The sequence below is a fragment of the Pseudomonas wenzhouensis genome, assembly GCF_021029445.1.
Taxonomy (GTDB): domain Bacteria; phylum Pseudomonadota; class Gammaproteobacteria; order Pseudomonadales; family Pseudomonadaceae; genus Aquipseudomonas; species Aquipseudomonas wenzhouensis.
On the sequence record NZ_CP072610.1, the window covers coordinates 3829318 to 3852808 of the forward strand.

Here is a 23491-nt window from a genome sequence, read left to right on the forward strand (position 1 = left end):
GTCTCTGCTCAGAGGGTTTCAGGGGTGATGGCCTGGCGGTGTTCCGCTGCCTGACGAATGGCCTCGACCAGCGCCAGGGTACGCCCGGCATCGGCAGCGCTGACCAGCGGTTGCGCCCGGCCACGGACAACCTCGACGAAATGCAGCAGCTGGCGACGCAAGGCTTCATCGGCATCGAAACCCTCCTGCACCTGCTGCAGCGGCTGCTGCCAGCCGGCTCCAGGCTCGGCGTAGTGCCAGTGCCTGAGCTGCGGAACGCTCAGGGCTCCGCGTGTGCCGGCGAGCAGGTAACAGGGCTGATCGGCCTGGCGTGGGTAGACCGGGTTCTCGCCCGAGGTCAGCTCCCAACTCCAGGGCGCGGCGCTGGCGTCAGAGCCGGTAAGGCTGCCCAGCGCACCACTCTCGAACTGCAACAGCACCACCGCGCAGTCCTCGTTGGCAAAGCCACGCACGCCATTGCTGGTGATGGCTTGCACCTGACGCACCTCGCCGCACAGGTGCCGCAGCAGATCGAGGTCATGGATCAGGTTGGTCAGCAACATGCCGGCACCAGCCTCGCGGCGCCAGGCAATGTCGTAATAGCTGTCGGGCTTTTGCACCTGCCACAACGCGGTCACCGTGGTCAGCCGTCCCAGCGTGCCCTGCTCGATCAGCTCGCGGGCACGGGCGACCAGCGGATTGTGCCGGCGATGATGACCGACCAGCACCGGTACGCCCGTGCGCTCGCTGGCCGATACCAGCTCGCGCACTTCATCCAGGTGCACGCCCACCGGTTTTTCCAGCAACACCGGCACACCGGCGGCTATGCACTCAAGCGCAGTGCTGACATGCAGGGCGTTGGGGTTGGCGACGATCACTGCTTCAGGCTGCACCTGCGCCAGCATCTGCCGATGATCGGCGAAACAGGGCACGTTGCATCCAGCGGCGAATTCGCCTGCCTGCGGGCCTGGGTCGGCGATGGCACACAGCTGCACTTGAGCCAGATGCTGCAGGTACTGACAGTGCTGGCGACCCATGACGCCAGCGCCGATCAAGGCAATACGCAGGGGAACGGTCACTCGGAAGCCCTCTCATTGTCTTCTTGTATGGCGGCGCCGAACGCATCAGGCGCAAACCTTTTTAATATTTAGAACTTAGTTCCAAAATTTACGCAAGCCGAAATGCAGCGCATGGCGCAGGCATCGACGCATGATTGCCTGTGAGGGCTGTGCGCATCACGTTTACAGGAGCACTCGCGGATCTGGGATCAGACCTGCGGATTACCAGCAGGCGCGGCGCTGCAGCGACGCTTGTTGAGTCGCGGCTGAGACCTGCGCGAAACGAGTTGGGCGTGTCGCTTGCTATGTGTTCAGGCAAACAACTCGGAGGCTGGGCTGGCGGCGGAGAGTTCGCTGGCGGCGGCCAGCAACTCTGGCGCCAGTTGCTCGATTCGCGCCAGCGGCAGACGCGCACTGGGCCCGGCAATGCTCAGTACACCGATCACCCGGTCTTCGACAGGGTGACGCACCACGGCCGCCAACGCTGCGGTGCCAATCGATGAACTCTCCATGACCCAGGCATAGCCTTGCTGACGCGCCAGAACCAGGCGTTGCAGCAGCGCCTGCTCATTGCGCGGCGCATTGGGGCCGAAGTCGGCGGGATCGGCAACACCCTGCCGGGCAACCAGCGCCAGGGCCTCGGTATCGCTCATGCTGGCCAACCAGGCATGCCCGGAGGCAGTGTAAAACAGCGGTGCGTCACGCCCCATATCAGGGTCGTAGCGCAGACCGGAGCGCGCCCCCTGGCTCTTGGCGATCCAGGTTTGACGCTCGCCTTCGATCACGCCCAGACGCACCAGCTCGCCACTGCGTTCGGCCAGGCCATCGAGAATCGGCTGCACCACGTCTGCGCCACTGTTGGCCAGGTAGCGGAAGCCCAGCGCCACCAGTTTGGTGGACAGCCGATAACGGCTGGTCAACGCATCCTGGCGTACGTAGCCCAGGCGCATCAGCTCGGCAAGCATGCGATGCGTGGCGCTCTTGGGAATACCCAGCTCATCGGCCAGCGCCTGCATCTGCACGCCGCGGGCATCACGCGTAAGGCTTTCGAGAAGACTAAGCGCACGTTCGATCTGACTGCCGGCCATAAGAGCGTCCTGGAAAATTTGCGCCGATTCTAAGAGACAAGTACGTGGCGATGCGAGTCGAGCGCACACCTGGCTCTGGATGCACGGACGCGGACGCGCGATACTGCCAACGCAACGCGTAATGTACTAACCAGTTCGTTCTTGTTCGATTATCGAACAAAACCCCATTTAGCGAATTGAAATGGCCGGCGTGGTCAGCCCACTATTGTGACCACGCCTGAAAACGAAGTGATCCTCTGCCTGGTGCATCACGCTTCGCTTGTTTCAGCAGCCAATAAATATAAGAAGGTCAATTGTCATGTCACAGCCCATGCACCTGCGTGTCCCGGCCGCCCATGCCACAGCCAGGGCCATTCCCCGCCCGGCTACCCGCTCGTTACTCGACGACCGGTCCTCCCTGTCGACGCCAGCCATGCCCGCCCTTGCCCCTGCCCGTCATGACAGAGGCTCACGGCCGCGCATGATCAGCTCGTGGCTTGCCAGGCTGCTGCGTGCACGCCAAGCCTGACTCAGCCCCTTACCCTCCCCCATTCTGTCGGAGCGATAGCATGAACAAGACAGACAAGATGCTGGTCGGCGAGCGCACCTTCTGCGCCCTGCTGCTGGTATTCAGCCTGGCGATCTTCTACCTGGCTTACCAGATTTCCGGCTTTTCCTCGGCCAACTCTCCGGGTGCCTTTCCCATCGGTGTAGCGCTGGTGATGATCCTCTCGGCCGTGAAGATTGCCTTTGAATTGATCGGCAAGGCACGGCCCGACTGCAGCGGCTGGCTTGATGCAGCCCGGCAATTTCGTCTTCAGCATTTTCCCAGGCGTACGTTGATCTTCGGCCTGTTGGCCGTGCTCTACCTGGCCGCCATCCAGTGGGCCAGCTTCTACATCAGCACCTTCTTTTTCCTGGTACTGGCAATCGTCTACCTGCGCGGCGGCCGTGTGTTGAACGCCGCTGGCGTAGCCGTACTGCTGCTGACCGTGATCTACCTGATGTTCACCCTGGCTTTCAGCGTTTACCTGCCATAACGAGGCACCGAGATGAGCGATAACTTTTCCTACCTGCTGATGGCCTGGAGCGATCCGCAGCTGCTGATGCTGACGGCGCTGGGTACCTTCGCCGGCATTTATATCGGCGCCATTCCTGGCCTGTCGGTGACCATGGCGGTGTCCATCCTGGTGTCCTTCACCTTCGCCTGGGACGTCAACGACGCCCTGGCACTGATCGTCGGCATCTTCATTGGTGGCGTGTATGGCGGCTCACGCAGCGCCATCCTGCTGAATATTCCCGGCGGCCCGTCGTCGGTCGCCACGTCGTTCGATGGTTATCCGCTGGCCCAGCAAGGCGAGGCCGGTCGTGCCATCGGTCTGAGCACCGTGATGTCGGTGGTGGGCGGCCTGGTGGGCACCATTGTCCTGGCCAGCGCAGCGCCGATGATCGGTGACCTGGCTCTGAAGTTCGCCCCGCGCGACTACTTCCTGGTCGCAGCCATTGGCCTGCTGCTGGTTGGCAGCCTGGCTGAAGGCTCGCTGGCCAAGGGCATCTTCGCCGCGGCGCTGGGTGCGATCATCGGCCTGGTGGGCATGGATCCGGTCACCGCCCAAGGTCGCTTCACTCTCGGCCAGGTCGAACTGATGGGTGGCATCCATTATGTAGTGCTGATGATCGGCCTGTTCGGTGTCGCCGAAGTCTTCTATCAGTTGCACAACCTGGATGCGCCGGTGAAGCGCCAGGTCGTCGACAAGATCATTCCGTCCTTCGCCATGGTGCTGAAGTTCCTGCCGCTGTCGATCCGCACCTCGATCATCGGCGTGGTCGTGGGTGTCCTGCCGGGCGTAGGTGGCGACATCGCTGCGCTGATGGCCTATGACCATGCCAAGCGCACCGTGAAGAATCCAAGCAAGCCATTCGGCAAGGGCGCCTATGAAGGCCTGGTCGCACCGGAAACCGCCAACAGCGCGGCCGTCGGCGGCGCCTACGTGCCCATGTTGACCCTGGGCATGCCGGGCGATGCAGTGACCGCAGTGATCATCGGCGCACTGGTGATTCACGGCCTCAACCCCGGCCCGATGCTGATGGTGGAGAACCCGCACATCTTCTACTTCACCGTCGGCAACCTGCTGCTGGCCAACATCTTCCTGCTGATCTTCGGCCTGATGGGCATCAAGCTGTTCGCCAAGTTCGTGGAAATGCCCAAGGCCGTGCTGATTCCGCTGATCCTGGTGCTGTGCGTGGTCGGTACCTATTCGATCAACAGCAGCATGACCGAGGTGTACTGGATGCTCGGCTTCGGCGTACTGGGTTACCTGCTGAAGATCTTCGGTTTCCAGATGGGCCCGATCATCCTCGGTGCCATTCTCGGCCCGCTGATGGACACCTCGTACCGCCAGGCCATGTCCTCGGCCGGCGATAACCCGGTGGAGCTGCTGCAGGGGCTGGTCACCAGCCCGCTATCGCTCATTCTGAGCAGTGCCGTGGTGCTGATCCTGCTGGGCAACACGCCGCTACTGAAGAAACTCAAGAACAGGTTCAGCCCGGCTTCGGCGCGCGGCTGATAGCCGATTTCACCAGGCGTGCCCCGGCCTACAGGGGCTCACAACAACAACCGATGGAGAGTCTCCACATGTTCAAATCGCTACTGACTGGCGCCGCTCTCGGACTCAGCGCCCTCACCATGGCTCTGCCAGCCCACGCCGAATACCCCGAGCGCAGCATCCAGGCGGTCATTCCCTGGGGTGCAGGTGGCGCCACCGACAACGTCATGCGCAGCCTGACCCCGTACGTGGAGAAGGAATTGGGCGGCAAGTTCATCCTCAACAACCGCCCGGGCGGTACCGCCGTGATCGGCAGTACCTTCGTCAAGACCCAGCGCCCCGACGGCTACACCGTACTGCTCGGCGCCGAGAACCCGCAGCTGTACAAGGTGCTGAAACTGGCCGACTTCGACTACGCCGACTTCTACCCGGTCAGCATCATCGGCCAGAACGTGGTGGTGATCGCCGCCAACGCCGACGCGCCGTTCAACAACATGGCCGAACTGATGGCCGCTGCCAAAGCCAACCCGGACACCCTGCGTATGGGCTCCACCGGTGCCGGTGGCCTGCCGAGCACCGTCAGCGCCATGATCAACGCAGTGGACGAGTTGAAAGTGCGTGAAGTGACCTTCGGCGGCGACGGTCCCGGCATCACTGCACTGATGGGCAACCACATCGACTTCATGCCGCTTAGCCTGGCCGCCGCGCGCGAACTGGTACGCAGTGGCAAGCTCAAGGCACTGGCCGTGTTCGCCACCGAGGAAACCCCGGAACTGCCGGGCGTGGAGCCGATCACCAAGTCGCTGCCGGCCATTGCCGAGTACCTGCCGTGGGGGCCGTTCTGGGGCGCTTTCGTGCACAAGGACACCCCGGATGACGTCAAGCAGAAGCTGGTCGATGCCTACGCCAAGGCCATCGCCAACCCCGAGTTCCAGGGCTTCCTGAAGAATTTCGGCGCACAGAGCCTGAACCTCAGCGGCGCTGAAGCCGAAGAGTTCCTCAAGCGCTGGCAGTCGGTCACCACCTGGTCGATGTACAAGGCCAAGGCCATCGAAATGTCCCCGGACTCGGTCGGCATCGCCCAACCCTGATGCCATGAAACGCCGCCGGTCAGGTTGAACCGGCGGCCCTCTCCCTCATTTCTGCTGTATCTGCGCACGCGGAGGGATTCGTGCGCCCCGAAGAATCTGTCAACGAAGAGGTACAACAACAATGAAATCCACTCTTAACCATCTGTTGCCCAGTGCTCTGGCTCTGGCCGTCATCGCCACACTGCCGGTCGGCAGCGTCCACGCCGCCGGCTTCGTCGAAGACGCCAAGGTCACCCTCGGCCTGCGCAACTACTACTTCAACCGTAACTACCTGAACAGTACCGATCCGCGAATTCAGGGCGAGCGCCAGGGCCAGGCCGAAGGCTGGACGCAGAACTTCATTCTCGATGCCCGCTCCGGCTTCACCGAAGGCACCGTCGGCTTTGGCCTGGACGTGCTCGGTCTGTACAGCCTCAAGCTGGACGGCAACCGTGGCGCCGCCAATACCCAACTGATGCCGATCCACGATGACGGCCAGGCGGCTGATCAGTTCGGCCGCACCGCCGTGGCCGCCAAAGCCAAGCTCTCCAAGACCGAGTTGAAGGTCGGCGAGTGGTTCGCCGTACTGCCGATCCTGCGTGCCGACGACGGCCGTTCGCTGCCGCAAACCTTCCAGGGCGCACAGCTGACCTCCAACGAGATCGACGGCCTGACCCTGTACGGTGGCCAGTTCTGGAAGAACAGCCAGCGTAACGACGCCAGCCGTGAGGAGATGTCTTTCAGCGGCGTAGAGGGTGATGACTTCAACTTCGGCGGTGGTGAATACCGCTTCAACGGCAACAACACCATGGTCGGCGTCTGGCACGCACGCCTGGAAGACGTCTATCAGCAGAGCTACGTGCAGTTGACCCACAGCCAAGCGGTCGGTGACTGGGTGCTGGGCGCCAATCTCGGCTACGTCACCGGTAAGGAAGAAGGCGCGGCCAAGGCCGGCAACCTGGACAACAAGGTCTACCAGGGTGCGCTCACTGCCAAGACCGGCAACAACAGTTTCATGGTTGCCTACCAAAAGCTCAGCGGCGACACCAAGTTCATGCGTATCGACGGTGCCAGCGGCGGCACCCTGGTCAACGACGGTTTCACCAACAGCTATGACAACCCGGAAGAACGCTCCTGGCAGATCCGCCATGACTACAACTTCGCCGGCCTCGGCATTCCCGGCCTGACCCTGATGAACCGTTACGTCAGCGGCGATAACGCCACCATCAATGGCCGTAAAAATTCCGAAGAGTGGGGCCGTGAATCCGAGCTGGCCTACACCATTCAGGAAGGCAACCTGAAGAACCTGAGCATTCGCTGGCGCAACTCTGATGTACGCCGCGATGGCACGGCTCAGGACATCCACGAGAACCGCCTGATCATCAACTATCCGCTGTCGATCCTGTAAGCATCACGCGACATTGCTGCACAAGTGACTCCTAGTGTTACGGCACGTTCAGCCCGTCCTCGTGACGGGCTTTTTTTCATGTGCACCTGTTCGAGGAAATACCCCCATGCGCTGGATCATCGAACGCTGCGCCGACCTCAAGGTCGGGCACAAGCTTCTGCTGGGCTTTTCACTGGTCATGCTGCTGACCCTGGCTGTCGCCCTGGGTGGCTGGCGCACCGCCAGCGACATCCTCGGGCATGCCGGACAATCACTCCAGGTGGCCGATCTGAAGCAGCAGATTGTGCAACTGCGCCTCGCCGAAAAGGATTACCTGCTGACTCCGCAGGCCGCTCACGCAGCGTTGATAGCCGATCAGCACGCCGCCATCACCGAACAACTGACCACCCTCACCACCGACACCGAACAACTGCAGCAGGACAACAGCGCTTATCTGCAGCAGTTCGCTCTGCTGCGAGCGACGCAGTCACAGGCCAGCACCGCGCAGACCGGCATGGCGATACGTGCTGACGAAGCGCTGATCCAGTTCGAGATGGTCACTCAGGATTTGTTCAACCTGCTTCGCAATCAACTGTTCGAAGGCGCAGCGGGTACTCAGAGTAGCGTCGATCAGACCGAGGCTGCAGCGCGCCTGAGTCAGAGCCTGCTGCAACTGCGCCAGGCAGAAAGCCGCTTCATCACCCACCACGACGCTGCCGATGCTGCTCTATGGCAGGCACGCTTCAGCAGCATGACCGAAGCAGCGCAACAGTTGCGTGCACAACTCGCCGCACTGCAGCAGGCATCGCTGGACGAAGCACTGCGCGCGCTCGACAGCTATCGCGAATCCTTCGAACATTACCGGCAGAGCCATGAGGCCGAACAGCAGAGTCGTCAGCAACTGACCGAGCTGGCGCGGGGCATGCTTGAGCACGGCGACGCCTTGCAGAAACGCCAGCAGCAGAACATGCGCGAGGGCAACCGCGAGTCCCTGCAAGCTCTGGCCCTGCTGACCGCTGCCGCCTTGCTTCTGGCGCTGCTGGCCAGTTGGCTGATACGCCGAATGATCGTCGGCCCACTGCACACGTGCCTGCAACTGGCCCAACAGGTCGCAGACGGCAATCTCAGTGGCACTCGCAGCGTCACGAGGCGCGACGAAGTCGGTCAACTCCTTGGTGCACTGCAGAGCATGCGTGACCACCTGCGCGAATTGATCGGGCAGATTGGCGGTAGCGCGACGCAGATCGCCGCTGCCGCAGAGGAGCTGTCTGCCGTCAGCGAACAGACCCGCGCCGGCGTGCGCGAACAGAGCGAAGAGTCCAGCCAGACGGCCTGTGCCATGCAGCAAATGGTCGCCAGCGTGCAACAGGTAGCCGGTGACGCCGAGCACGCCTCACAAGCCGCGCAACAGGCCGAAGCGCAAACCCGCGACGGTGATCTCCAGGTGCGCCAGGTCGTCGAGCAGATCGAGCGCCTGGCCACCGAAGTGGCGCACACCGGGCAGACCGTCAGCCAGGTGCAAGGCGAGAGCCAACGCATTGGCAGTGTGCTGGATGTGATCAAATCCATCGCCGAGCAGACCAACCTGCTTGCGCTCAATGCCGCCATCGAGGCGGCGCGTGCCGGTGAACAAGGCCGCGGCTTCGCCGTGGTCGCCGATGAAGTACGCGCCCTGGCGCGCCGCACCCAGGACTCGACTCGCGAGATCGAAGCGCTGATTGCCAGCCTGCAGCATCGCGTGCAGCAGGCCGTCGCTCAGACGCAGGCCAGCCAGAGCCTCAGCCATGACGCAGTAAGCAGCGTCGAGCGGGCCGGCCAGAGCCTCACGCAGATCAATCAGGCCGTTGCGCTGATCGAGCAGATGAACCAGCAGATCGCCAGTGCCGCCGAGCAACAGAGTGCGGTGGCGATGGACATCAACCGTAGCCTGGACAACGTGCGCAGCATCGGTGAACAAAGCGCCAACGCGACCGAACAAACTGCACTGTCCAGTGCCGAGTTGGCCAGGCTGGGGGGCGAGTTGCAGCTGCGCATCGGCCGTTTTCGTACCTGAACATCCCAGCCGTAGGGTGGACAACCCGCGGCTTGTCCACCATCGCGGCTCATGCGCAAGACGCAGTCACTGCCCTTTCACGGATTGCATCTGCGCTACACCTTCAATAATTGACCGCTAACCGCACGACTTCCCGGGCGAATCATCCGACAGTGCTTGGCGCCTCGACATTCATCACATAAAATCCGGAACCAAGTTCCAATAAATAACAAATGCGGAGATCAGCCATGCCCAACGCCTCACTCGACTGCGATCTGCTGGTGGTCGGTTCCGGCGCGGCCGGGCTGGCGGCCGCTGTCAGCGCCGCGCACCTGGGCAAACGGGTGATCCTGGTGGAGAAGGACGCGGTGCTGGGCGGCGCGACTGCATGGTCCGGCGGCTGGCTGTGGGCGCCACGCAACCCGCTGGCCCAGCGCGCCGGCATCATTGAAGACATCGAGCAGCCGCGCACCTACCTGCGCAACGAGCTGGGCGAGCATTATCGCCCCGAGCTGGTGGACGCCTTTCTGCAGCACTGCCCGGAGATGGTCGCCTTCTTCGAGCAGCACACCGCGCTGCAGTTCGTCGATGGCAACGGTATTCCCGACATGCACGGCGACACACCAGGCGCCGCCACCGGCGGTCATCAGGTGATCGCCGCGCCCTACGATGGCCGCGAGGTGCTCGACCTGCTACCACGCCTGCGCAAGACCATGCGCGAGACCTCCTTCATGGGCATGCCGATCATGGCCGGTGCCGATCTGGCCGCCTTCCTCAACATGACCCGCTCGCCCAAGGCGCTGCTGCACGTCATCCGCCGCTTCACCCGCCACCTCTACCACCTGGCCCGCTATGGTCGCGCCATGCACCTGGTCAACGGCGTGGCACTGATCGCCCGTCTGGCCCGCTCGGCGCAGGATCTCGGTGTGCAGATGCTGGAGTCCACGCCCGCGCAGCGCCTGATCGTCGAGAACAGCAGCGTATGTGGCGCCGTGGTGCTGCATGCCGGCGAGGACATGACTATCCGCGCCAAGGCCGTGGTGCTGGCAGCCGGCGGCTTCCCCAATGATCCGCAGCGGCGCCAGGCGATGTTCCCGCGCGATGCCAGCGGCCATGACAACCTCGCCTTGCCGCCGCTCAGTTGCTCCGGTGACGGCCTGCGCCTGGGCGAAAGCGTTGGCGGACGTGTGGCCGACGACCTGCGCTCGCCGGTGGCCTGGGCGCCGGTGTCGAAGGTGCCCTACCCCGACGGCAGCGTCGGTCACTTCCCCCACATCATCGACCGCGGCAAGCCCGGCATCATCGGCGTGCTGCAAAACGGCCAGCGCTTCGTCAACGAGGCCGGCGGCTACTACGACTACGTCGACGCCATGCTCAAGGCAATCCCCGAGGATCAGGAGGCCTGCTCCTGGCTGATCTGCGACCACCGCTTCCAGCGTCGTTATGGCCTCGGCTTCGCCCGCCCGGCGCCGCTGCCGGTGGCGCCGCATATCCGCAACGGCTACCTCAAGCGCGGCGCCACCCTGGAAGAGCTGGCCGTTGCCTGCGGCATCGATCCGCTTGGCCTGGTTGCCACCGTCAATGACTTCAACCGCCACGCGCGCCTCGGTGAAGACCCGCAATTCGGCCGTGGCAGCACGCCCTTCAATCGCCGCAGTGGCGACGCCCAGCACGCCGGCCCTAACCCCTGCGTGGCGCCCATCGAGCACGGCCCGTTCTATGCGGTGAAGGTACAGCCCGGCTGCTTCGGCACCTTCGCTGGTTTACGCACCGATGGCCTGGCGCGAGTGCTGGATGCTGCTGGCCAACCGATTGCAGGGCTCTATGCAGCGGGGACGGATATGGCCAGCCCCCTGGGTGGACATTATCCGTCAGGCGGGATCAACCTCGGGCCGGCGCTTACCTTCGGCTATATCGCCGGACGCCACGCGGCCACGCTCTGAACTGCAGTAGCCATGGGTGGCGGGCGTGAATATCGCGGTAAAGCGCATGGCAAACGGGCAGCGATCAAAGTCGCAATCGCCGGACACCCTCTTCAGCTGTGGCGCATGCTGTTGATGCAACCGGACAGTTCAGCGATGCAGCCGAAACGCCTTAGGCGCCATGCCGGTGCCACGCTTGAAGAAGCGCGAGAAGTAGCCCGGTTCGGAAAAGCCCAGGCTGTCTGAAACCTGGCTCACCGTCATGGTGGTATACACCAGGCACCGTTTGGCCTCGAACAGCAGCCGCTGATTGACCAGTTGCAAGGCGGACTGCCCGGCCAGCCGCCGGCACAGCGCATTGAGGTGCGCAGCACTGATGCCCAGGCGCGTGGCGTAGTGCTCGATGGGCAGATGTTCGCGAAAATGGACTTCGAGCAACTGCACGAATGCCTGCACATGCTCGCGCCCTCTGGCATCGGCAGGTTCCTGCGCCTGAGTGTGCGCCAGTTGACGACGTGCGATAGTCACCAGCAGGACACTGATCAGCAATTGCAGCATCAGCTCCCGCGCGGGTTCGAAGCGGCCGTACTCCTGGGCGATCGACTCGAACAGGGCATCCAGATAACGGCGCTGCTCACCCACTTCGTAGTACATGGGGCTCTGCAGTGCCTGCTGCCCCAGTGGTGCGGCCAGCCGTTCAACCAACGGACGCGCCAGGCTCAGCACATACCCCTGAATGTCATGCGAGAAGCGAAAACCGTGCACGCACAGCGCCGGCACGATCTGCAGCGATGCGCTACGCACCTGACGTAGTTGGCCCTCGACCTCCAGCTCCGCCACCCCTGCCTGTACATAGAGCAACTGCAACAGATCCGCATGCCGGTGCGGTTTGATCTCCCAGCCGTGCAACTGACTGCGCTCGGGAATCGACTCGCAATGGATCAGGTCAGGTGTCGGCCACGCAGCAGTCTCACCGTAGAGTTTGAACACCGGCACCAGGGGCGCTTTCGAAGCAATCATGGCAGGACTCCGGAACCCTCGAAAAATCCAATGGCACTTGCCAGATACTGCCCTGCAAGCAGGCTTTGATCCATAAGAAGGCAGACTCGGGCATAGGCCCGCATACAGCGCCACCTCTCGGAAAAATCATCGTACAGGCATTATGGGAGAGATGATCACTGGGAGGGTTGTGATTGGCGAAGCCCCCCCTCAGTCACGCGCATCAGGCATAAAAAGCGCCGCCCGGATGCGTGGTCCGTGCGGCGCTGCATTACTCGCGGGTTCAGTCCTGCTGGGACTCGACACCCAGCTCGTCCCACACGGCTTCGGCCAGGTGGAAGGTGGCATTGGCCGCCGGGATGCCGCAGTAGATGGCGCTCTGCATGATCACTTCCTTGATCTCTTCGCGGCTCACCCCGTTGTTCTTCGCCGCACGCAGGTGCAGCTTCAGTTCGCCTTCGCGGTTCATGCCGATGAGCATGGCGATGGTGATCAGGCTGCGGGTGTGGCGCGGCAGGCCGGGGCGCGTCCAGATATCGCCCCAGGCGTGACGGGTGATCATCTCCTGGAATTCTTCGTTGAACGGCGTCAGATTCTGCAGGCTGCGGTCGACGTGGGCATCGCCCAGTACCGCACGGCGCACCTGCATGCCGGCTTCGTAGCGTTGTTTCTCGTCCATAGCATCACTCCCAAAAGAAGCGGTGCGCACGGCGCACCCTACTGTTCCACACACACCGTAGGGTGCGCCGTGCGCACCATGACAGGCTCAGGCGCGCAGAAAATCCAACACGCGCTGGCTGAAGTCATCGCCCGCCTGCACGTTGGACAGGTGCGCGGCGTGGAACTCAACTAACTCGGCACCCGCGATGCGCTCCTGCATGAAGCGGCCATGCTCAGTGGTGGTCACCGGGTCGCCGCTACCACAGACGATCAAGGTCGGTGCGCGGATGGCGCCGAGTTGCTCACGGTAATCGGCATCACGCACCGCTGCACAGTTGGCCGCGTAGCCTTCGGGCGAAGTCTGCGCCAGCATGCCGACGATGGGCTCGACCTTGTCCAGATTGGCCTCGGCGAAGTCAGCGGTGAACCAGCGCGAGATCGACGCATCACGCAGATCACGCATGGCCTGAGCGCCACCGGCCAGCACGGTTTCGATGCGCGGGTTCCACACCTCCGGCGTGCCGATCTTGGCGGCGGTGTTGCACAGCACCAGGCGCTCGATGCGCTCGGGCGCGTTGATGCCCAGCCACTGGCCGATCAACCCGCCCATGGACAGCCCACAGAAATGCGCCTTGGCGATGCCCAGCGCATCGAGCAGGGCCAGCACGTCGCGGCCGTTCTGTTCGATGCTGTACGGGCCTTCGGTCACCAGCGAAGCGCCATGACCACGGGTGTCGTAACGCAGCACCTGGAAGTGCTGGGTGAAGGCCGCGATCTGCGCGTCCCACATGTGCAGGTCGGTGCCCAGCGAGTTGGACAGCACCAGCACCGGCGCACCGGCCGGCCCTTCGAGCAGGTAGTTCAAATCGCCATCGGCGAGACGTACGGCAGGCATGAATGACTCCTAACGCGACAATTGGTTGTGTTCGGCAACGGCCCGCTCGACCCAACGGCGAGCCTGGCCCAGGTAATGCGCCGCATCGAGCAGACGATCAAGCTCGGCAGCAGAAAGTTGTGCGCTGACCTCGGCGTTGGCGCCGAGCACGGCGCGCAGGTGAACGCCCTCGCGCACGGCCTGTTTGCAGCACTGTTCGATCAGGTGATGGGCAGCATCGCGACCGATCTTCTGCGCCAGGGCGATGCTCACCGCCTCGGCCAGCACCAGCCCCTGGGTCAGCTCAAGATTGGCGCGCATACGCGCGGCATCCACCTCCAGCCCCGGCACCACCAAGAGCGCCTGCTGCAGGGCGCCGGAGACCAGGCAGCACAGCTCCGGCAGGGTGTCCCACTCGGCGTGCCACAGGCCGAGGCTGCGCTCGTGCTCCTGCGGCATGGCGGCGAACATGGTCGCCACCAGGCCCGGCGCGCGCGTGGCGGCGCCGATCAGCACGGCAGCGCTGACCGGGTTGCGCTTATGCGGCATGGTCGACGAGCCGCCCTTGCCCGGCGCAGCCGGCTCGAAGACTTCGCCGGCTTCGGTCTGCATCAGCAGGCTGAGGTCGCGGCCCAGCTTGCCGAGGCTGCCGGCGATCATCCCCAGCAGGCTGGCGAATTCCACCAGGCGATCACGCTGGGTGTGCCAGGGTTGCTCGGGCTGGGTCAGCTCCAACTCCTGCGCCAGCGCACCGCTGACCGACCAGCCAGCCTCGCCCAGTGCCGCCAGGCTGCCGGAGGCGCCGCCGAACTGCAGGCTCAGCAGGCGCGGCTTGAGTTCGCTCAGGCGCTGGCGATGGCGGGTAACGGCGCCGAGCACACCGGCCAACTTCATGCCGAGGGTGACCGGCGTGGCCTGCTGCAGCCAGGTACGCCCGGCCAGCGGAGTGTCGATATGGCGCTCGGCCTGCGCCACCAGGGCATCGCCCAGCTTCGCCAGATCGCTTTCCAGCAGGCCGATGGCAGCGCGCAGTTGCAGCATCAGGCCGCTGTCCATGGCGTCCTGGCTGGTGGCACCGAGGTGCACATAACGTTCGGCCTCAGGGGCAGTGACAGCGATGCGCTTACCCAATGCCTTGACCAGCGGGATGGCGGAATTACCCGCCGTGGCGATGGCCTGGGCCAGCGCCGGGTAATCATAGAGTTCGGCCTTGCAGGCGGCCTCGATGGGCGCCACGGCCTCGGCGGGGATCAGCCCCACGCGCGCCTCAGCCCGCGCCAGGGCGGCCTCGAAGTCGAGCATGCCCTGCACCCGCCCGGCGTCGCAGAAGATCGCGCGCATGGCCGGCGCGGTGAAATAGGCATCGAAAAGTTGGTTGCTCACGCGCGCAACGCTCCTGGGAAAAATGTACGGCTAGTGTGGCATCAACCGGCGGCGCCGCGCACGGCACCGTGGGAGGGGCGTAGGGGGGGCCGGGCGGCGATCCGTTTTAGCCCACCGCCGTAAATGGTGGGCTGAAGCCCACCCTACAGTGCTCGACAGGCCTCACACCCGCTCGATGGCCAGCGCCAGGCCCTGGCCGACGCCCACGCACATGGTCGCCAGACCGAGCTTGCCGCCGGTCTTTTCCAGGTGATGCACGGCGGTAAGCACCAGGCGGTTGCCGCTCATGCCCAGCGGGTGACCGAGGGCGATGGCGCCGCCGTTCGGGTTGACCTTGGGGCTGTCGTCCGGCAGACCGAGGTCGCGGGTGACGGCCAGGCCCTGGGCGGCGAAGGCTTCGTTCAGCTCGATCACATCGAACTGCTCGATGCTCAGGTTCAGCCGCGCCAGCAGCTTGCGCACCGCCGGCACCGGGCCGACGCCCATGATGCGCGGAGCCACGCCGCCGCTGGCCATGCCCAACACCTTGGCGCGTGGCTTGAGGCCGTACTTCTGCACCGCTTCAGCGGACGCCAGGATCATCGCCGAGGCGCCGTCGTTGAGGCCCGAGGCGTTGCCGGCGGTGACGGTCTTGCCGTCACCGTTGACCGGTTTGAGTTTGGCCAGGCCTTCGGCGGTGGTGTCGGCACGCGGGTGCTCGTCACGCTCGACGACGATCTCGCCCTTCTTGGTCTTGATCACCACCGGGACAATTTCCTCGGCGTAGTAACCGCTCTCCTGAGCGGCTGCCGCACGCTGCTGGCTACGCAGGCCGAAGGCGTCCTGGTCGGCGCGGCTGACGCCGTAATCCTCGGCGACGTTGTCACCGGTGACCGGCATCGGATCGACGCCGTACTGCTCTTTCATCAGCGGGTTGACGAAGCGCCAGCCCAGGGTGGTGTCTTCCAGCTTCTGGCTACGGCCAAAGGCGCTGTCGGCCTTGCCCATCACGTAGGGCGCGCGGGTCATCGACTCGACGCCAGCGGCGATGGCCAACTCCATCTCGCCCGAGGCGATGGCGCGGAAGGCGGCGCCCACCGCTTCCATGCCCGAGGCGCACAGGCGGTTGAGGGTCACGCCCGGCACCGTTTCCGGCAGACCGGCGAGCAGCAGGGCCATGCGCGCCACGTTGCGGTTGTCCTCGCCGGACTGGTTGGCGCAGCCCATGAACACTTCATCAACTGCCGACCAGTCGACCTGCGGGTTACGCTCGACCAGCGCCTTGAGCGGAATCGCCGCCAGGTCGTCGGCGCGCACCGCCGACAGCGCGCCATTGAGGCGACCAATCGGCGTGCGCACGGCGTCGCAGATGAATACGTCGCGGCTCATTCTTCACCCCCAGCCTGGCCGTGGGCGGCAGCGGTGCGCGCTTCCAGATCACGCAGGGCGGCCAGTTCCGCGGCGGTCGGCGCCTCGGTGGTGCCCACGCTGTCGGCGAAACGAATCTGCCAGCCGGTGTTCTCGATCACCTGCTCGCGGGTCACGCCCGGATGCAGCGAGGTAACGATGAATTCGTTGGTGCCGGCTTCCGGCTCCATGATGCACAGGTCGGTGATGATCGCCACCGGGCCTTCGCCCGGCAGGCCGAGGCGCTTACGATGATCGCCGCCTTCGCCATGGCCGACCGAGGTGATGAAGGCCAGCTTGTCGACGAAGGTGCGATGGCCCTGCTTGAGGATGATCAGCACCTTCTTCGCCGAGCCTGCGATTTCCGGCGCGCCACCGGCGCCCGGCAGGCGCACTTTCGGCGCGTGGTAATCGCCGATCACGGTGGTGTTGATGTTGCCGTACTTGTCGACCTGGGCGGCGCCGAGAAAGCCGACATCGATGCGCCCGCCCTGCAGCCAGTAGCGGAAGATTTCGCCGGTCGGTACCACGGTGTCGGCGGTTTCGGCCAGTTCGCCGTCACCGATGGACAACGGCAGCACGCTCGGCTTGGCGCCAATAGGGCCGGATTCGTAGATCAGTACCACTTCCGGGGCATGGGTCAGGCGCGCCAGGTTGGCGGCCTTGGATGGCAGGCCGATGCCGACGAAGCAGACGCTGCCATTGCCGAGGCGGCGTGCGGCAGCCACGGTCATCATTTCATTGGTGTTGAACGCGCTCATCACTTGGCCTCCCCATTCACTTTCGCCTGGTACTGCGCAAAATCCTCGGTGCCACGGATGTACTCATCGATCCAGGCGGTGAAGGTGTCGCGGTCGCGGGCAATCGGGTCCCAGGCCTGGTAGAAGCGGTTGTCACGCTCGTAGTAGCCATGGGCGTAGGACGGATGGGCGCCGCCAGGCACCACGCAGACCGCGCTGATGGCCCAGGTCGGCAGCACACAGGCGTTCATCGGCGCCTGCAGGTCGTCGACGATTTCTTCCACCGTGACGATGCAGCGCTTGGCCGCCAGGGCGGCTTCCTTCTGCACACCGAGGATGCCCTGGATCAGCACATTGCCTTTGCGGTCGGCCTTCTGCGCGTGGATCACGGTGACGTCCGGGCGCACGCTGGGGATCGCGGCCAGCTTCTCGCCGCTGAACGGGCAGTCGATGAATTTGATGTCCGGGTTGACCTTGACCAGGTCGGAACCCTGGTAGCCACGCAGCACGGCGAACGGCAGGTTGGAGGCACCGGCCACGTAGGCGTTGGCCATGGCGGCGTGGCTGTGCTCGCTGATTTCCAGCTTGTGCGGCCAGTGCTTCTCCACCGCGTCGCGCAGGCGGTGCAGCGAACCGACACCGGGGTTACCGCCCCAGGAGAAGGTCAGCTTGCGCGCGCAACCGGCGCCGATCAGCAGGTCATAGACCAAGTCCGGAGTCATGCGCACCAGGTGCAGGTCTTGCTTGCCCTGGCGGATGATCTCGTGCGCGGCGGCAGTGGGAATCAGGTGAGTGAAGCCTTCGAGGGCGACGCAATCGCCGTCGTGGACATGGCGCGAAATGGCCTCGCGCAGGGTGATGATGTCGGCCATCGTTGGAGGTCTCTTCAGGTTGCAGGTGCCACCGTTCCAGGGTGGCGAGTGAGCCCAGATTAGGGCGGTGCATCCGGCCAAACAATCCGATAATCGCCTTATCGTGCGATTATCGAACAATTCCTGAATGCATACGCCAGCGCCTTACAGCAGATTCCAGGTGTAACTGAGGATCAGCCGGTTCTCGTCGATATCGCTGCGGTAGTTGGAGCGGGCAACGACATTGCGCACCCGCACATTCAGGCCTTTGAGCGAACCGCTTTGCAGGGTGTAGCCAATGTCCAGATCACGCTCCCAATCCTGCCCCTCGTAGCGCGGGCCGCCGCGATTGGTGGCCTGGGCGTCGACATTGTCGCCACGGATGTAACGCACTCCGGCCACCAGACCGGGTACGCCCATGGCGGTGAAGTCGTAGTCGTAGCGCAGTTGCCAGGAGCGCTCGTCGGCGGAGGCGAACTCGAACGTGGGCACCTCGTTGCCCAGCGGCGTGACATTGGCGAACACGCGGGGAAAAGCCGTATCGCCGAACATCGCCTGGTAACCGGCATAGAAGGTATGCCCGCCGTACCTGGCCGAAAGCAGGGCAAACAGCGCCTGGTTGTCGATATCGCCGAGCAGGCCCTTGCCGTCTTCGCTGGAGTCGTAGAAGCCGAGGTTGGCGCCCAGCGTCCAGGCGCCCAGCGGCTCGCTGTGCTTGAAGCCGAGGAAGCGCTGCTGGTAGATGTCCTCGAGCTGGCCGTACCAGGCACTCAGCGAGCTGCGTGCACTATTGAAGGCATAGTCGCCGCCGGCATAGTTGAAGGCATCGCTGGTTGCCCCGCGCTGCGGCAGATGGCCGAGCATGGCCAGCATCTTGTCGTCGCCGGCCTCGTTGCGCAGGCTGGTGGAATTGAGGTGGCCGGCCTGCAGGGTCAGGCCGGCGAACTCGTTGGAGACCAGGCTCACGCCCTGGTAACTGGGCGGCAGCAGGCGAATGTCGGAGAAGCTCAGCACCGGCAGGTTGGGTTGCAGCTCGCCCACCTTCAGCTCGGTCTTGGACACCCGCATCTTTGCCGCCACACCCAGGCGGCTGTAGTCATCTGCTGCCTTGCCGCTCTCGCGAGTGGGCAACAGGCCGCTGTTGACCCGATCGGGGCTGCTGTCGAGCTTGATGCCGAGCAGGCCGATGGCATCGACGCCAAACCCTACCGGCCCCGGCGTGTAGCCGGATTTGACGTTGAGGATAAAGCCCTGCGCCCACTCCTCGGCCCTGGATTGCCGGTTCGGCCCGACGATGTCGGAGAAGTCGCGGCTGAAGTAGTAGTTGCGCGCCGTCAGGGTGGCGCTGGCATCGTCGATGAAACCGCCCTCGCCGGCCTGGCTCAGGCTCGGCAGGCAGGCGGCGATGGCGGTGGACAGCAGGCAAAGACGTGGGGTGTGGGTCATGGCTCGTACTCTTTGTTGTTATCGAGGTTGCAGAAACCCATCCGGCAGCCAGGGGGCAGCCGGTTGGGAGGATGAATCGGGTCTGGATGGGGTGCGCGCAGCGCCCCCTACGAAGGCCGAGGTTTCAGCGTGCAGGGTGCGCTGTGCGTACCAGGTATTGCCGTTGCTAGCGGTGCGCACGGCGCACCCTACGGCCGTCTCACTCGCGCAGCGGCGCGGCCCGCGGGGCATTCGTGGCACTTGGCGCTTGCCGCCTTGCCCGCAGCAACAGATGCGCAGCCAGGCCGAACAACAGCCCCCAGAAGGCTGCCGACAAGCCGAGCAAGGTCACTCCGGAAGCCGTCACCAGAAAGGTGAACAGCCCGGCATCACGCTCCTGTGGCTCGCTCAGGCTGCGCGCCAGGGCCTCGCTGAAGGCGCCATACAGGGCCAACCCGGCCAGGGCGGCGATCAACGCCGCGGGAAAGGCGGCGAACAGCGACACCAGCGTGGCGCCGGCGATGCCGAACACCAGGTAGGCGAGACTGCCGGCCACTGCGGCGACATAACGGCGCTTGGGGTCTTCATGGGCTTCGCGCCCGGTGCACAGGCTGGCGGTGACCGCCGCCAGGTTCAGGCCATGGCAGCCGAAGGGCGCCAGCAGCACTCCGCCAATGGCGCTGGCACCGATGATGGGGCTGGCCGGGGTGGCATAGCCGGCATTGCGCAACACCGCCATGCCCGGCATGAATTGTCCGGTCAGCGCCACCAGCACCAGCGGCAGCGCCAGGTTGAGGGTGGCGGCGAGGCTGAACTCGGGGGCGATCCACTGCGGCGTGGCCAGCTCCAACACCAGCGCCTCGCTACGCAGTTGTCCGCCGAACAGGGTCAGCGCCGCGCCCACGGCCAATACGCCGGCCACCGCATAACGCGGCGCCACCCGGCGCAGCAGCAGGTAGGTGACGAACATGCAGGCAATCAGCAGCGGCTGCTCTGGCAGTGCCTTGAACACCTCGATGCCGAAGGCGAAGAGGATGCCGGCCTGCAACCCTGCCGCGATGGAACCGGGCAGGCGCGCCAGCAGACGGTCGAAGCTGCCGCTCAGGGCGATCAGCAGCAGGATCAGGTTGGCCACCAGATAGGCACCAATGGCCTGGTTCAGCCCCAGCGTGGGCAGCGCCCCCACCAGCAGCGCACTGCCGGGGATCGACCAGGCGATCACCACTGGCGTGCGGTAGCGCAGGCTGAGCACGAGACCCAGCACGCCACTGCCGATGGAAATGGCCCAGACCCAGGACGACAACAGTGCCTGCGACAGGCCGGCGCTTTCCGCCGCATGAAAGATCAGCACCAGTGGCCCGGCGTAGGAGATGGTGGTGGCGAGCAGCCCGGCCACCAGGGCCGGCAGGCTGAAATCGTTGAGCAGGGCTTTCATGATCCCTCGCAAGGTCAGGCAGGCGTTTCTTGGGAAACGCTCTTGTTGTGGCCTATCCCATAAGGAGAGGCTCTTGAGAATGAGGGTGGCAGGCAACACTGCGTTGCCTGCCTTGCCCTCTCCCCACCCCTCTCCCAAGAGGAGAGGGAGCTGGATGCAGCGTTCACATCCGCGCGCGGCGCTTGTCTCCCCTCTCCCTCCGGGAGAGGGGTTGGGGCAGAGGGTGTCAGCGATCACGCCCCCTGCAAGGCCCGTGGCCGCGCGCTGCGCTGTTCGGCCTTGGCGCTGGGTGCCTGTTGCAGCACGAAGTCGAAGGTCAGGGTGGCGAAGCGCTTGCCGTCGAGACCACGGTCACGGACGGCCGCTTCGTCCTCGACGAACTGGATATCGCCGACCAGGCCGTCGCGGGTGGCATAGGCGAAGTCGTCCCACAGGTACTTTTCACCGGCCAGGTTGATCTGCGTGGTCAGGTGGCGATGGCCGGGCGCGGAAACGAAAAAGTGGATATGCGCCGGGCGCTGGCCATGGCGGCCGAGCAGATCGAGGCATTCCTGGGTCGGGCCGTCCGGGGCGCAGCCATAGCCGCAGGGCACGATGCTGCGGGCGCGATAGCGGCCCTCACTGTCGGTGACGATGCGCCGACGCAGGTTGTAATCGCTCTGGCTCTTGTCGAAGTAGGAATAGTTGCCCTGAGTATTGGCGTGCCACAGATCGACCACCGCACCAGCCACCGGCTTGCCCTGGGTATCGGTCACCACGCCGTCGAGGAACATCACCGTGGCGCGATCCAGCTCGCTGCCATCATCCATCCGCGCCTCACCTTCGACCAGCGGAGCGCCAGCAACATAAAGCGGGCCTTCGATGGTGCGCGGGGTGCCGCCGGTCAGGCCGGCCTCGGCGTCCTTGGCATCCTGCAGCACGTCGAGGAAGTGCTCCAGACCCAGGCCCGGCACCAGCAGGCCAACTTCATTGCGGCCACCGAGGCGGTTGAGGTAATCGACGGTCTTCCAGAATTCATCTTCGCTTATCTCCAGATCTTCGATTAGCTTGGCCGCATCGTTGATCAGACGCAGCATGATCTGCTTGACCCGTGGGCTGCCCTGGTCGTTGTTTAGGCCGGCAGCCTCCTTGAACAGGGCTTGCATGGCGGCAGTGTGGCTAACTTTAACGGTCATGATGGCGTACCTCGTTGTTGTTCTGAGAGATCAGCGGTCGTCGGCATGGATCGACGAGGGATGCCGGCACAGCGGCGTGACCTCGATATCCATGTAGGGAAACAGCGGCAGTTGCAGCAGGGTGTCGTGCAGCGCCTCGACGCTGGCCACGTCGAATACGCTGTAGTTGGCGTAGTGCCCGGCAATGCGCCACAGGTGGCGCCAGGTGCCCTCGCGCATCAGGCGCTGGGCCAGTTCCTTCTCCTCGGCCTTGATCTGCGCGGCGCGGGCCGGGTCCATATCGGCCGGTAGTTTTACGGTCATCTTGACGTGGAACAGCATGGGGATTGCCTCCGTTTCACTTACGGGCGAAGAACGCCAGGCGCTCTTCGTCCAGGGTCAGGCCCAGGCCGGGGGTACGCGGCACCTGCAGGGCAAAATCACGGTATTGCGGCGCCTCGGTGACGATTTCCTCAGTCAGCAGCAACGGGCCGAACAGCTCGGTGCCCCAGGTCAGTTGCTTGAGGGTGAGAAAGGCGTGGGCCGAGGCCAGAGTGCCGATGGCGCCTTCGAGCATGGTCCCGCCGTACAGGGCGATACCGGCGGCTTCAGCGATGGCGGCGGTGCGCAGCACGGCGCGCGGGCCGCCGTTCTTGGCGATCTTCAGGGCGAAGACAGACGCGGCGCCGTCGGCCGCCAGGCTGAAGGCGTCCTCGACGCTTTCGATGGATTCGTCGGCCATGATCGGCGCCGGGCTGCGCTGATTCAGACGCACCTGACCGGCGCGGTTGATGCGGGAAATCGGCTGTTCGATCAGATCGATGCCGTTGTCACCCAGCACCTGGCAGGCGCGGATGGCCTGGGACTCGTCCCAGCCCTGGTTGACGTCGACGCGCACACTGCCGCGCTCGCCCAGGGCTTTTTTGATGGCGATAACGTGCTTGAAGTCGGCATTGACCTCGTTGGCACCGATCTTCAGCTTGAAGATGCGGTGGCGGCGCACATCCAGCATCTGCTCGGCTTCGGCGATGTCCTTGGCGGTGTCGCCGCTGGCCAATGTCCAGGCCACTTCCAGGCTGTCACGCACGCGGCCGCCGAGCAGCTCGCTGACCGGCAGGCCGAGGCGCTTGCCCTGGGCATCGAGCAATGCGCTTTCGATACCGGATTTGGCGAAGGTGTTGCCCTTGGCAATCTTGTCCAGGCGCTGCATGCAGGCGTTGACGTTGGCCGCGTCCTGGCCGAGCAGCACCGGCGCCAGGTGGCTGTCGATGTTCTGCTTGATGCTCTCCGGGCTTTCGTTGCCGTAGGCCAGGCCACCGATGGTGGTGGCCTCGCCGATGCCTTCGATGCCGTCGCTGCAGCGCAGGCGGATGATCACCAGCGTCTGCTGCTGCATGGTGTGCATGGCCAGCTTGTGCGGGCGGATGGTCGGCAGGTCGACGATGGTCGCCGTCAGGCTTTCGATCAGGACGTGGCTCATTTCACTCTTCCAATCAGTCGCCCTCCCCTGAACACGGGGAGGG

Annotated in this window: 20 protein-coding genes and 1 pseudogene; 7 read left to right on the forward strand and 14 right to left on the reverse strand. The window is 64.5% G+C overall.

Features of this window, described 5'->3' with window-relative positions; genetic code table 11:
* Positions 1-8: 8 nt before the first annotated feature.
* The gene (locus tag J7655_RS17835) at positions 9-1058 is read right to left on the reverse strand and encodes a Gfo/Idh/MocA family protein (RefSeq protein ID WP_230925578.1); all 1050 of its coding nucleotides are present in this window, start codon (positions 1056-1058) and stop codon (positions 9-11) included.
* Between the two features lie 290 nt (positions 1059-1348).
* Positions 1349-2125 carry an IclR family transcriptional regulator gene (locus J7655_RS17840; RefSeq protein WP_230925579.1) on the reverse strand — a complete coding sequence of 259 codons (777 nt, stop codon included), beginning with the start codon at positions 2123-2125 and terminating at the stop codon, positions 1349-1351.
* A gap of 548 nt (positions 2126-2673) precedes the next feature.
* Between J7655_RS17840 and J7655_RS17845 the strand changes: the two genes are divergently transcribed.
* The 7 genes and pseudogenes from J7655_RS17845 to J7655_RS17870 all read left to right on the forward strand — a co-directional run bounded on the left by J7655_RS17845 (position 2674) and on the right by J7655_RS17870 (position 11082).
* The gene (locus J7655_RS17845; RefSeq protein WP_230925580.1) at positions 2674-3144 is read left to right on the forward strand and encodes a tripartite tricarboxylate transporter TctB family protein; all 471 of its coding nucleotides are present in this window, start codon (positions 2674-2676) and stop codon (positions 3142-3144) included.
* 12 nt (positions 3145-3156) lie between these two features.
* Entirely contained in the window at positions 3157-4671 is a 1515-nt protein-coding gene (locus J7655_RS17850; protein WP_230925581.1) for a tripartite tricarboxylate transporter permease, read from the forward strand.
* Positions 4672-4739: 68 nt separating this feature from the next.
* Complete coding sequence (locus J7655_RS17855; protein ID WP_230925582.1) at positions 4740-5741, forward strand: tripartite tricarboxylate transporter substrate binding protein; 1002 nt, start codon at positions 4740-4742, stop codon at positions 5739-5741.
* Positions 5742-5862: 121 nt separating this feature from the next.
* Positions 5863-7128: an OprD family porin gene (locus J7655_RS17860; RefSeq protein WP_230925583.1), complete on the forward strand. Its 1266-nt coding sequence runs from the start codon at positions 5863-5865 to the stop codon at positions 7126-7128.
* 178 nt (positions 7129-7306) lie between these two features.
* A pseudogene (locus J7655_RS21140) lies at positions 7307-8305 on the forward strand (methyl-accepting chemotaxis protein); the annotation flags it as partial.
* On the forward strand, positions 8297-9160 hold the full coding sequence (locus tag J7655_RS21145; RefSeq protein WP_420850957.1) for a methyl-accepting chemotaxis protein: 864 nt from the start codon (positions 8297-8299) through the stop codon (positions 9158-9160). The pseudogene J7655_RS21140 and the gene J7655_RS21145, both read left to right, overlap by 9 nt.
* Before the next feature lie 227 nt (positions 9161-9387).
* Positions 9388-11082, forward strand: coding sequence for an FAD-dependent oxidoreductase (locus tag J7655_RS17870; protein WP_230925585.1), 1695 nt, complete (start codon positions 9388-9390; stop codon positions 11080-11082).
* A gap of 129 nt (positions 11083-11211) precedes the next feature.
* Here J7655_RS17870 and J7655_RS17875 read toward each other — a convergent pair whose 3' ends face one another.
* The 12 genes from J7655_RS17875 to J7655_RS17930 all read right to left on the reverse strand — a co-directional run bounded on the left by J7655_RS17875 (position 11212) and on the right by J7655_RS17930 (position 23448).
* On the reverse strand, positions 11212-12081 hold the full coding sequence (locus J7655_RS17875) for a helix-turn-helix domain-containing protein (protein ID WP_230925586.1): 870 nt from the start codon (positions 12079-12081) through the stop codon (positions 11212-11214).
* A gap of 262 nt (positions 12082-12343) precedes the next feature.
* On the reverse strand, positions 12344-12739 hold the full coding sequence (gene pcaC / locus J7655_RS17880; RefSeq protein WP_230925587.1) for a 4-carboxymuconolactone decarboxylase: 396 nt from the start codon (positions 12737-12739) through the stop codon (positions 12344-12346).
* Between the two features lie 87 nt (positions 12740-12826).
* Complete coding sequence (gene pcaD / locus J7655_RS17885; RefSeq protein ID WP_230925588.1) at positions 12827-13615, reverse strand: 3-oxoadipate enol-lactonase; 789 nt, start codon at positions 13613-13615, stop codon at positions 12827-12829.
* A 9-nt stretch (positions 13616-13624) separates the two neighbouring features.
* On the reverse strand, positions 13625-14977 hold the full coding sequence (locus tag J7655_RS17890; protein ID WP_420850895.1) for a 3-carboxy-cis,cis-muconate cycloisomerase: 1353 nt from the start codon (positions 14975-14977) through the stop codon (positions 13625-13627).
* A gap of 162 nt (positions 14978-15139) precedes the next feature.
* Positions 15140-16345, reverse strand: coding sequence for a 3-oxoadipyl-CoA thiolase (gene pcaF / locus J7655_RS17895; protein ID WP_230925589.1), 1206 nt, complete (start codon positions 16343-16345; stop codon positions 15140-15142).
* Entirely contained in the window at positions 16342-17124 is a 783-nt protein-coding gene (locus tag J7655_RS17900) for a CoA-transferase subunit beta (RefSeq protein WP_230925590.1), read from the reverse strand. The genes pcaF and J7655_RS17900 overlap by 4 nt, the downstream gene beginning before the upstream one ends.
* Positions 17124-17975: a CoA transferase subunit A gene (locus J7655_RS17905; RefSeq protein ID WP_230925591.1), complete on the reverse strand. Its 852-nt coding sequence runs from the start codon at positions 17973-17975 to the stop codon at positions 17124-17126. Before J7655_RS17905 ends, J7655_RS17900 begins: the two co-directional genes overlap by 1 nt.
* Positions 17976-18119: 144 nt before the next feature.
* Positions 18120-19400 (reverse strand): OprD family porin, encoded by a 1281-nt coding sequence (locus tag J7655_RS17910; RefSeq protein WP_230925592.1) that lies wholly within the window; start codon positions 19398-19400, stop codon positions 18120-18122.
* A gap of 199 nt (positions 19401-19599) precedes the next feature.
* Complete coding sequence (locus J7655_RS17915) at positions 19600-20814, reverse strand: benzoate/H(+) symporter BenE family transporter (protein WP_230925593.1); 1215 nt, start codon at positions 20812-20814, stop codon at positions 19600-19602.
* A 233-nt stretch (positions 20815-21047) separates the two neighbouring features.
* Positions 21048-21989: a catechol 1,2-dioxygenase gene (catA, locus tag J7655_RS17920; protein ID WP_230925594.1), complete on the reverse strand. Its 942-nt coding sequence runs from the start codon at positions 21987-21989 to the stop codon at positions 21048-21050.
* Between the two features lie 30 nt (positions 21990-22019).
* A complete protein-coding gene (gene catC, locus J7655_RS17925) occupies positions 22020-22310 on the reverse strand; it encodes a muconolactone Delta-isomerase (RefSeq protein WP_092377842.1) in 291 nt (96 codons plus the stop codon).
* Positions 22311-22326: 16 nt separating this feature from the next.
* Complete coding sequence (locus J7655_RS17930; RefSeq protein ID WP_230925595.1) at positions 22327-23448, reverse strand: muconate cycloisomerase family protein; 1122 nt, start codon at positions 23446-23448, stop codon at positions 22327-22329.
* Positions 23449-23491: the final 43 nt, after the last annotated feature.

Excerpts from the sequence above, each read along its gene's own strand:
- J7655_RS17840 (WP_230925579.1), bottom strand. The coding sequence starts at position 2,125 with ATGGCCGGCAGTCAGATCGAACGTGCGCTTAGTCTTCTCGAAAGCCTT.
- J7655_RS17845 (WP_230925580.1), top strand. The coding sequence starts at position 2,674 with ATGAACAAGACAGACAAGATGCTGGTCGGCGAGCGCACCTTCTGCGCC.
- J7655_RS17850 (WP_230925581.1), top strand. The coding sequence starts at position 3,157 with ATGAGCGATAACTTTTCCTACCTGCTGATGGCCTGGAGCGATCCGCAG.
- J7655_RS17855 (WP_230925582.1), top strand. The coding sequence starts at position 4,740 with ATGTTCAAATCGCTACTGACTGGCGCCGCTCTCGGACTCAGCGCCCTC.
- J7655_RS17860 (WP_230925583.1), top strand. The coding sequence starts at position 5,863 with ATGAAATCCACTCTTAACCATCTGTTGCCCAGTGCTCTGGCTCTGGCC.
- J7655_RS21145 (WP_420850957.1), top strand. The coding sequence starts at position 8,297 with ATGCGTGACCACCTGCGCGAATTGATCGGGCAGATTGGCGGTAGCGCG.
- J7655_RS17870 (WP_230925585.1), top strand. The coding sequence starts at position 9,388 with ATGCCCAACGCCTCACTCGACTGCGATCTGCTGGTGGTCGGTTCCGGC.
- J7655_RS17875 (WP_230925586.1), bottom strand. The coding sequence starts at position 12,081 with ATGATTGCTTCGAAAGCGCCCCTGGTGCCGGTGTTCAAACTCTACGGT.
- pcaC (WP_230925587.1), bottom strand. The coding sequence starts at position 12,739 with ATGGACGAGAAACAACGCTACGAAGCCGGCATGCAGGTGCGCCGTGCG.
- pcaD (WP_230925588.1), bottom strand. The coding sequence starts at position 13,615 with ATGCCTGCCGTACGTCTCGCCGATGGCGATTTGAACTACCTGCTCGAA.
- pcaF (WP_230925589.1), bottom strand. The coding sequence starts at position 16,345 with ATGAGCCGCGACGTATTCATCTGCGACGCCGTGCGCACGCCGATTGGT.
- J7655_RS17900 (WP_230925590.1), bottom strand. The coding sequence starts at position 17,124 with ATGAGCGCGTTCAACACCAATGAAATGATGACCGTGGCTGCCGCACGC.
- J7655_RS17905 (WP_230925591.1), bottom strand. The coding sequence starts at position 17,975 with ATGGCCGACATCATCACCCTGCGCGAGGCCATTTCGCGCCATGTCCAC.
- J7655_RS17910 (WP_230925592.1), bottom strand. The coding sequence starts at position 19,400 with ATGACCCACACCCCACGTCTTTGCCTGCTGTCCACCGCCATCGCCGCC.
- J7655_RS17915 (WP_230925593.1), bottom strand. The coding sequence starts at position 20,814 with ATGAAAGCCCTGCTCAACGATTTCAGCCTGCCGGCCCTGGTGGCCGGG.
- catA (WP_230925594.1), bottom strand. The coding sequence starts at position 21,989 with ATGACCGTTAAAGTTAGCCACACTGCCGCCATGCAAGCCCTGTTCAAG.
- catC (WP_092377842.1), bottom strand. The coding sequence starts at position 22,310 with ATGCTGTTCCACGTCAAGATGACCGTAAAACTACCGGCCGATATGGAC.
- J7655_RS17930 (WP_230925595.1), bottom strand. The coding sequence starts at position 23,448 with ATGAGCCACGTCCTGATCGAAAGCCTGACGGCGACCATCGTCGACCTG.